The 9,913-nt window shown below is 71.9% G+C and carries 5 protein-coding genes; 2 read left to right on the forward strand and 3 right to left on the reverse strand.

What is annotated here, in order from left to right:
• Nucleotides 1-106 precede the first annotated feature (106 nt).
• Nucleotides 107-3,481: a pyruvate carboxylase gene (locus tag FPZ41_RS08480; protein WP_194236028.1), complete on the forward strand. Its 3,375-nt coding sequence runs from the start codon at nt 107-109 to the stop codon at nt 3,479-3,481.
• A gap of 4 nt (nt 3,482-3,485) precedes the next feature.
• On the opposite strand, the gene FPZ41_RS08485 is transcribed toward FPZ41_RS08480, so the two are convergent.
• The 3 genes from FPZ41_RS08485 to FPZ41_RS08495 all read right to left on the reverse strand — a co-directional run bounded on the left by FPZ41_RS08485 (nt 3,486) and on the right by FPZ41_RS08495 (nt 8,352).
• Entirely contained in the window at nt 3,486-4,334 is an 849-nt protein-coding gene (locus FPZ41_RS08485; RefSeq protein ID WP_228022598.1) for a LysR family transcriptional regulator, read from the reverse strand.
• 263 nt (nt 4,335-4,597) lie between these two features.
• A complete protein-coding gene (gene fusA, locus FPZ41_RS08490) occupies nt 4,598-6,697 on the reverse strand; it encodes an elongation factor G (protein ID WP_322619969.1) in 2,100 nt (699 codons plus the stop codon).
• Nucleotides 6,698-7,062: 365 nt separating this feature from the next.
• Entirely contained in the window at nt 7,063-8,352 is a 1,290-nt protein-coding gene (locus FPZ41_RS08495; RefSeq protein ID WP_152860630.1) for an alpha-L-fucosidase, read from the reverse strand.
• A gap of 300 nt (nt 8,353-8,652) precedes the next feature.
• On the opposite strand from FPZ41_RS08495, the gene FPZ41_RS08500 reads away from it, so the two are divergent.
• Nucleotides 8,653-9,894, forward strand: coding sequence for an acyl-CoA dehydrogenase family protein (locus FPZ41_RS08500; RefSeq protein WP_322619970.1), 1,242 nt, complete (start codon nt 8,653-8,655; stop codon nt 9,892-9,894).
• Nucleotides 9,895-9,913: the final 19 nt, after the last annotated feature.

Genomic DNA, 9,913 nt, shown 5'->3' on the forward strand with positions numbered 1-9,913 from the left:
AGGCCGGGCGTCGCACCCACTGGTGAGGAGCCGGGCTTCGCCTGGCGCGGCAGGGGGCGTCGCCGACACGATGGTGTTCGTCACCGGCAGGCTGAAGGGATCAGGCATGTTCCGCAAGGTGCTGGTCGCCAACCGTGGAGAGATCGCGATTCGCGCGTTCCGCGCCGGCTTCGAGCTGGGCGCGAGGACGGTCGCCGTCTTCCCGCACGAGGACCGGAACTCGCTGCACCGGCTGAAGGCCGACGAGGCGTACGAGATCGGCGAGCCCGGGCACCCGGTGCGGGCGTACCTCTCGGTCGAGGAGATCGTCCGCGCGGCCCGCCTGGCCGGGGCCGACGCCGTCTACCCGGGGTACGGGTTCCTGTCCGAGAACCCCGAACTGGCCCGCGCGTGCGAGGAGGCGGGCATCACGTTCGTCGGCCCGAGCGCGCAGATCCTGGAGCTGACCGGCAACAAGGCGCGCGCGGTGGCCGCCGCCCGGGAGGCCGGCGTACCGGTGCTCGGCTCCTCCGCTCCCTCCACCGACGTGGACGAACTGGTCCGCGCCGCCGGGGACATCGGCTTCCCGGTGTTCGTCAAGGCGGTCGCCGGCGGTGGCGGGCGCGGCATGCGGCGGGTCGAGGACCCCGACCGGCTGCGCGAGTCCATCGAGGCGGCGTCCCGCGAGGCGGCGTCCGCGTTCGGCGACCCCACCGTGTTCCTGGAGAAGGCCGTCGTCGAGCCCCGCCACATCGAGGTACAGATCCTCGCCGACGAGCAGGGCAACGTCATCCACCTCTTCGAACGCGACTGCTCGGTGCAGCGCCGCCACCAGAAGGTGATCGAGCTCGCCCCCGCCCCGAACCTCGACCCGGAACTCCGGGAGCGGATCTGCGCCGACGCCGTGCGGTTCGCCCGCCGGATCGGCTACCGCAACGCGGGCACCGTGGAGTTCCTGCTCGACCGCGACGGCAACCACGTCTTCATCGAGATGAACCCGCGCATCCAGGTCGAGCACACGGTGACCGAGGAGGTCACCGACGTCGACCTCGTCCAGTCGCAGCTGCGGATCGCCGCCGGTGAGACGCTGGACGACCTCGGGCTGACGCAGGAGACGGTCGTCCTGCGCGGCGCCGCCCTCCAGTGCCGTATCACCACCGAGGACCCGGCCAACGGCTTCCGCCCCGACACCGGCAGGATCAGCGCCTACCGTTCGCCGGGCGGCTCGGGCATCCGCCTCGACGGCGGCACCACCCACGCCGGTTCGGAGATCAGCGCGCACTTCGACTCGATGCTGGTCAAACTCACCTGCCGCGGGCGGGACTTCACGACAGCGGTCAAGCGGGCCCGGCGCGCCGTGGCCGAGTTCCGTATCCGCGGTGTGGCCACCAACATCCCGTTCCTGCAGGCCGTGCTGGACGACCCGGACTTCCGGGCGGGGCGGGTCACCACGTCGTTCATCGAGCAGCGGCCGCACCTGCTGACCGCACGCCACTCCGCCGACCGCGGCACCAAGCTGCTCACCTACCTGGCCGACGTCACGGTGAACAAGCCGCACGGCGAGCGCCCCGACCTGATCGACCCCACCACCAAACTTCCGCGCCTCGACGGCACCGAGCCGTCCGCAGGCTCCAAGCAGCAGCTCACCCGCCTCGGCCCCGAGGGCTTCGCCCGCCGGCTGCGCGCAGCGCCGACGATCGGCGTCACCGACACCACGTTCCGCGACGCCCACCAGTCGCTGCTCGCCACCCGGGTCCGTACGAAGGACATGCTCGCCGTCGCCCCCGTGGTGGCGCGGACCCTGCCGCAGCTGCTGTCCCTGGAGTGCTGGGGCGGCGCCACGTACGACGTCGCCCTGCGTTTCCTAGCCGAGGACCCGTGGGAGCGCCTGGCCCGACTCCGCGAGGCCGTCCCGAACATCTGTCTCCAGATGCTGCTGCGCGGCCGCAACACCGTGGGCTACACGCCGTACCCGACCGAGGTGACCGACGCCTTCGTCCACGAGGCCGCGGCCACCGGCATCGACATCTTCCGCATCTTCGACGCGCTCAACGACGTCGGCCAGATGCGGCCCGCCATCGACGCGGTACGCGAGACCGGCACGGCCGTCGCCGAGGTCGCCCTGTGCTACACCTCCGACCTGTCCGATCCGTCGGAGCGCCTGTACACCCTCGACTACTACCTCCGCCTCGCCGAGCAGATCGTGGCCGCGGGCGCCCACGTCCTGGCCGTCAAGGACATGGCGGGCCTGCTCCGCGCCCCGGCCGCCGCGAAGCTCGTCTCCGCACTGCGCCGCGAATTCGACCTCCCCGTCCACATCCACACCCACGACACCGCGGGCGGCCAGCTCGCCACCTATCTGGCGGCGACCGGGGCCGGCGCGGACGCGGTGGACGGCGCGGTGGCGTCCATGGCGGGCACCACCTCGCAGCCGTCGCTGTCGGCGATCGTGGCCGCGACCGACCACTCCGAGCGGCCCACCGGCCTGGATCTCCAGGCCGTCGGGGACCTGGAACCGTACTGGGAGAGCGTCCGCAAGATCTACGCCCCCTTCGAGGCGGGCCTCGCCTCGCCGACGGGGCGCGTCTACCACCACGAGATCCCCGGCGGGCAGCTCTCCAACCTGCGCACCCAGGCCGTCGCACTCGGCCTCGGCGACCGCTTCGAGGACATCGAGGCCATGTACGCCGCCGCCGACCGGATGCTCGGCCGCCTGGTCAAGGTCACCCCGTCGTCGAAGGTGGTCGGCGACCTCGCCCTGCACCTGGTGGGCGCGGGGGTGAAGCCGGAGGACTTCGAGGCGGCACCGAATTCGTACGACATCCCGGACTCCGTCATCGGCTTCCTTCGCGGCGAGCTGGGCAACCCGCCCGGCGGCTGGCCGGAGCCCTTCCGCAGCAAGGCACTTGAGGGCCGCGCCGAGCCGGGGCCCACGCAGGAGCTGACCGAGGAGGACCGGGACGGGCTGGAGAAGGACCGGCGCGCCACACTCAACCGACTGCTCTTCCCGGGGCCGACGCGCGACTACGAGACACACCGCCAGACCTACGGCGACACCAGCGTCCTCGACAGCAAGGACTTCTTCTACGGGCTGCGTCCCGGCAAGGAGTACGCGGTCGACCTGGAGCCCGGCGTCCGTCTCCTCATGGGTCTTGAGGCCATCGGCGAGGCCGACGAACGCGGTATGCGCACCGTGATGTCCACCCTGAACGGCCAGCTGCGGCCGATCCAGGTACGCGACACCGCCGCGGCCTCCGACGTCCCGGTGACGGAGAAGGCCGACCGGGCCAACCCCGGCCATGTCGCGGCGCCGTTCGCCGGTGTGGTGACCCTCGCGGTCGCCGAGGGCGACGAGGTCGCGGCGGGTGCCACGGTGGCCACCATCGAGGCGATGAAGATGGAGGCCGCGATCACCGCCCCGAAGGCCGGCAGGGTGTCGCGGCTCGCGATCAACAAGATCCAGCAGGTGGAGGGCGGCGACCTTCTCGTCGAGATCGCCTGAGTCGTCACTCCCGGTGGTCGCTGCCCGAGGGCTCGGCGGCCGGGTGTTCGGGGCCCTGGTGCGGCAGGTCCAGCAGAGCCCGCAGCGGAGCCGAGGCGTGCGGGCCCGCACGCCAGATCAGTGCCTTGGTGTAGGGGATCCGGGGTGTCACCGGCACGACGGTGACCCTCGGGTCCCGGGTGATGCCCCGGACCGCGCCCGCGGCGAGGGCGATCCCGACCCCCGCCGCGACGAGCTCCAGTTGCAGTGCCACGTGATGGGTCGCGTACGCGGGCCGGAAGGGCACCCGTGCCTCCTCGAAGGCCGTGCGCAGCCGGGTGTACAGCGCGCTGTCCGGGCCGTAGGTGATCAGCGGGGTGGTGGTGAACTCGTCCAGCGACAGTGATCCGTACTCCGCCTGGGGCCGGCCGACGGCGACCAGCGCCACGATCTCGTCGCGGACCAGGACCCGGTGCCCGAACCCCGGATCGAGCCCCTCCGGCGGAACGGCCACGAACACCGCGTCCAGGGAGCCCTGCCGCACCTGAGGGATCAGACCGGCACTCGATCCCTCCACCAACTGAACACCGACACCCGGATACAACCGGTGGAACGTGCCGAGCAGCGCCGGGAGACTGCTGCTCTCCACCCTGTCGGCGGCACCCAGCTCAAGGGTCCCGGTGAGCAGACCGGAACGGGCGGCGAACTCGGCCTTCGCGGCGGCGACGGACGCCGACACCGACCGTGCGTGGGGCAGCAGGGCCCGGCCCGCGTCGCTCAGCCGGACGGTACGCGAGTCCCGCTCGAACAGCGCCTCGCCCAACTCCCGCTCCAGAGCACGGATCTGCTGGCTGATGGCGGGCTGGGGCGACATGGCAGCGGGCCGCGGCCCGTGTGAACGACCTTCGCGGGGCAGTTCGGGACATCCCGGATGCGGAGTTTGGTCAACGCTGGCCAACAACGCGAGGAACGGTACGTCGAGAACACCCCGGCCGACTGGTCCTTCGGCTTCGGCCGCGCCAGTACGTCGAGGGCGACCTGAGGGTCCCAGCGGCTGCGTCCTGAAGTAGTCCGCGGGCCCGCGTATGCGGTACGCCGGATGGCCCGCCCCCGTCGAGGGACGGGCCACCGTCGCGGCTACCGGGTCAGCAGCGTCCGGGACACCGCCGCCGGTACGAGGGCGTAACCCGCGGGGCGCGTGGTGAACGTGCCCCTGCCCTGAGTGCGGCTGCGCAACCGGGACGCGTAGCCGAACAACTCGGCCAGCGGCACGGTCGCGGTGACCACCGTGGTGCCGCCCCGGGCCGTCGAGCCCGAGACACGCCCGCGCCGGGCCGCCAGGTCACCGAGCACCGTGCCCACGGCGTCGTCGGGCACCGTGACCGTGACCTCGGCCACCGGTTCCAGGAGCGCCATCGCCGAGGCGCGCAGCGCCTCCCGGAGGCCGAGCCGGCCCGCCGTACGGAACGCCATCTCCGAGGAGTCCTTGGAGTGGGTCGCGCCGTCGGTCAGCGTCACCCGCAGCCCGGTCACCGGATGACCGCCGAGGGGACCCTCGGCCAGCGCGTCCCGGCAACCGGCCTCCACCGCGCGGACGTACTCCCGTGGCACCCGGCCCCCGACGACCGTCGAGCGGAACACGAAGTCGCCCGTCGACCCCGCGGGGACCTCCAGCGGCTCCACGTCCAGGACCAGGTGCGCGAACTGGCCCGCGCCGCCGTCCTGTTTGACGTGGCGGTACACCAGCCCGGACACCCCGCGGGCCACCGTCTCACGGTAGGCGACCCGCGGACGGCCCACGGCGACCTCCAGCCCCTGGTCACGGCGGACCTTCTCCACGGCGACCTCCAGGTGCAGCTCGCCCAGCCCCGACAGCACCGTCTGCCCGGTCTCGGGATCGGTCCGCACCACCAGCGAAGGATCCTCCTCGACCAGCCGTGCCAGGGCGGCGGCCAGCCGGTTCGCGTCGAGGTTCCGGCGGGCCTCGACCGCCACGGAGACGACCGGGTCGGCCGCGGTGGGCGGTTCGAGGACCAGGGGCGCCGAAGGGGCACACAGCGTCGTCCCGGCGCGGGCGGACTTCAGCCCGACCACGGCGACGATGTCCCCGGCCACCGCCAGGTCCGTCTCCGCGTGCCGGTCCGCCTGCACCCGCAGGATCCTGCCGACCCGCTCGGTTCGCCGTACGCCCATGTCCAGCACCACGTCCCCCTTCCTCACGGTTCCCGAATAGACCCGCAGACAGGTCAGCCGGCCCGTCGCGGTCGACGTCACCTTGAAGACCAGCGCCGCGAACGGCGCCCGAGGATCGGCGGCCCGCTCCTGCGCCCCGTCACCCGATTCGCCCCGCACCGGCGGAACGTCCACCGGCGACGGCAGATACGCCACGACGGCCTCCAGCAGCGGCTCGATCCCCCGGTTGCGGTAGGCCGACCCGCACAGCACGACCACGCCCTCACCACTGAGGGTCAGTTCGCGCAGGGCCGCGGCCAGGGTGCCGTCGGAGACCGACGACCGGGCGCAGAACTCCTCCAGCGCGGCCGGATGGAGCTCCGCCACGGCTTCCTCCAGCAGCCTGCGGCGCCCGACGGCATCCTTCCGTAGCACCTCCGGCACGGGCCCCTCCTCGTACGAGCCGCCCTCGGCGCCCCAGACCAGCGCACGCATACGCACCAGGTCCACGACTCCGGTGAAGCCGGCCTCACGTCCGATCGGCAGCTGCACCACCAACGGGACCGTGCCCAGCCGGTCCCTGAGCGATGCCACGGCCGAGTCGAGATCGGCGCCCGCGCGGTCCAGCTTGTTGACGAAGGCGATCCGCGGCACCCCGTGCCGGTCCGCCTGACGCCACACCGCCTCGCTCTGCGGTTCGACGCCCGCCACGGCGTCGAACACCGCGACCGCACCGTCGAGCACGCGCAGCGAACGCGTCACCTCGTCGGAGAAGTCCACGTGACCCGGTGTGTCGATCAGGTTGATCCGGTGGCCGTCCCAGACACAGCTCACCGCGGCGGCGAAGATCGTGATGCCGCGGTCGCGCTCCTGGGAGTCGAAGTCCGTGACGGTCGTCCCGTCGTGGACCTCGCCCCGCTTGTGGGTCGCGCCGGTGAGGTACAGGATCCGCTCCGTCACGGTCGTCTTGCCGGCGTCCACGTGGGCGAGGATGCCGAGGTTCCGGACGACGGTCAGCGGATTGCGAGCACGATCGAGGGAACAGTGGTGCAGGTTGGTGCGCACGGCCCGGGGCCTTTCGTCGTGAGCGAGAAGAGGGCAGCGCGATGCGGCTGACGACAACGGATGGGTGCAGAGGCAGGAGGCGTGCTCAACTGCCTGACATGCCGTACCAGTTGTTGTTCGTGACAGCCGTCCGGTGCGGGCCGCGCAGCCGGCACCGGGTCTACGAAGACACCAGGATCACGTCGTACCGAGACGGCGAAACGACGCGACGGGGAACGACGACAAGAGTGCCGTACTGCACGGTCGGGCCCCATTCACTCGTCACATGTCTCGAAGCGTGCCGCGATCTCGCGGCAGCGCACGCCGAGTGTAGGGAACCCGACTGCGGTCAGGCACCGGGTTTTTTCTCCGTAACTGGCGCTCCGTCAGTCCCGGCCCGTACCGCGGTAGAGGTCCAGCTCCCCGTCCAACTCGACGGCCAGCACCGTCGCGTACGCGTCGAGGTCGGCCTCCCCGGGCGCGTCGATCCATGTCACGCCCGGCACCGCGTCAAGCCCGCCGGTGACGTGGTGCCCCAACTCGGTGCCCGTGCCCAGGACCGTGACCCGCTGCACGCGGTTGCGCAGCCCGCGCACCGAGACCGCCTCGCGCGGCGCATCGAAGCAGACCAGGTACAGGGTGCGCCGGTCGGCGGACAGGGTGCTCGGCCCGTAGTGGTGCCCGGCGGGCAGCCCGGCGACCGTCCCGTACACGGCCTCGGAGTGCCGCCCGATCCACGCGCCGAGCGCCTCCAGCCGCTCGACCTGCTCGGCGGGGATCGTCCCGTCCTCCCTGGGCCCGACGTCGAGCAGCAGATTGCCGCCCATGCCGATCGTCTCCGCGAAGTAGCGCACCAGCTGGCGCACCGACTTGTGGTGGTGGTCCTGGTGCTGGAAGCCCCATGAGTCGTTGATCGTGAGGCACAGCTCCCAGGGGCCGTCCGGGGCCTGCAACGGGACGCCCTGTTCGGGGGTGGAGTAGTCGCCGTGGCTGAGCATGCGGGCGTTGAGGACGGTCTTCGGGTTCTCCGCGAGGATCAGTGTGGCGAGCTCACCGATCCGCCACTGTTCCGCGGTGCGCTCCCACTCGCCGTCGAACCACAGCAGGTCGGGGCGGAATCGCTGGACGAGCTCGCCGACCTGGGCGTCGCGGTACGCCAGGAACCGCGCCCAGGCGTCGGGGTCCTCCTTGCCGGCCTCGGCGTGGGAGTAGGGATTGGCGTCGTTGCCGCCCGGATAGGTGTCCGGCCACTCGTCGATCCCGGGGTGCCGGACGCTCGCGTAGTCCGGGTGGTTCCAGTCGGAGTGCGAGTAGTACAGGCCCACCTTGAGGTCCTGCTCGCGCAGCGCGTCCGCGTATCCGGCGATCAGGTCGCGACCGGCCGGGGTGCTCCGGACGACGTTCAGGTCGCCGTGCGCGGTGTCCCACAGGGCGACGCCGTCGTGGTGCCGGGCCGTGAGCACGGCGTACTTGGCGCCGGCGCGGGCGAACAGCTCGGCCCAGGCGCGCGGGTCGTACTGGGACGCAGTGAATCCGTCGAGCTGTCGCATGTACCGCTCGTGCGGGACCTCGCCCCAGTAGAAGGACCAGGACTCCGGCACCCCTTCCACGGCGTAGATGCCCCAGTGGATGAAAATGCCCAGCTTGGCGTCGGTGAACCAGGGTTGCATCGGCATGCGCCCACGCTAGGCACGGCTGTGCGGCAGGCGCGTGGGTACGGGTCACCACTACTGGTCGGTTTTCACCTCGCCGCGCTGCCTTCGCCCGTATGGACGGAGCGCGCCACGGGGGAGGAGCACGGGGAGGAGTGCTTCCTCGCGCGTCCGCCGCGCGGGCGCACGCGGTTCAACCGACCGGTGGAACAACCCTACTTGGCGTCATCAGGTGGGTGCACCGCCGGGCCTCCGCGGGTTCAATCGCATGTGCACATATGCACAAGCGTCGACCACCGGCGTCCCCACACGTCAGGAGGAACCGTGATCACCACCCCGGAACCGGGACTCACCGAACGTGATCTGATCGCGCGGGCCGTCGCGCTGCGGCCCGCGCTGCTCGAACGGCAGGCGGAGACCGAGCGCCTGACGCACTACCCCGAGGCCACCCACGACGACTTCCTGCGGGCGGGCTTCTACCGCGTCCTCCAGCCGCGCCGTTACGGCGGCTACGAGTTCGGCCTGCCCACGTTCTTCCGCATGGTCACCGAGATCGCCCGCGGCTGCCCCTCCACCGGCTGGGCCCTGTCACTCACCGCCGCCCACGTCCTCCAGACCGCCACGCTCTTCGAGGAGCGGGCGCAGGACGAGATCTTCGGCGCCGACGGCGAGTTCCGGGCCGCGTCCACCGTCACACCGGTCGGAATCGCCCAGCCCGACGGCGACGGCCACGTCGTCCTCGACGGCACCTGGTCCTACGCCTCCGGCGCCCCCTACTCCACCCACTACGTCGGCCAGACCCTGCGCGCCCCCGAGAAGCCCGGCGACCCGCCCGGACCGTTCGTGCTGTTCGTCGCCCCGCGCGCGCTGTGGACGGTGGTCGACGACTGGCACGGCGTGCTCGGCCTGCGCGGCACCGGCTCCAACAGCATCCGCATCGACCAGGGACGCATCCCCAGGTACCTCACCCGAGAGGTGAGCCTGCTCGACCTGCCCGTCGAGGGCGGCTCACCGGGTTCGACGCTGCACGGCAACCCGATGTACGCGGGGCGCGCGCCCAGCTTCTTCCACGGGGAGCTCGCCGCCATCATCATCGGCACCGCCTACGCGGCGGCCGACGAATACGCGCGCATCCTTGCCGAACGCCCGCTGATCGCCGACCCCGGCCGCACACGAGCCGAACTCCACGACTACCAACGGCACCTGGGCGAGGCCCTCGGCATCATCCACACCGCCGAGGCGGCACTCCAGCGCAACGCCGAGCACTGGATGGAGGCCTGCCGCCGCAATGTCTCCGGGGAGGAGCCGTTCACCACCGCCGTGGACAACCGCCTCGCGCTCGTCTTCCAGACCGCCGGACGTATGGCCTGGGACGTGCTCCAGGGCAGCCTCTTCCGCACCGCGGGCTCCCGCTACGCCCGTGACGGACAGCGCATGCAGCGCTACTTCCGGGATGCGGCCACCTACTGGACCCACGTCGGCGCGTCGATGGCCGAGCCCCTGGCCCGGCGCGTCGGCCGCGACCACCTGGGCCTGCCGTCGGACGACATCCCCTTGATCCCATGATCTCCCCGGCCCCCGGCCC

The sequence above is a fragment of the Streptomyces acidicola genome (assembly GCF_009377235.1).
GTDB classification, from domain to species: domain Bacteria; phylum Actinomycetota; class Actinomycetes; order Streptomycetales; family Streptomycetaceae; genus Streptomyces; species Streptomyces acidicola.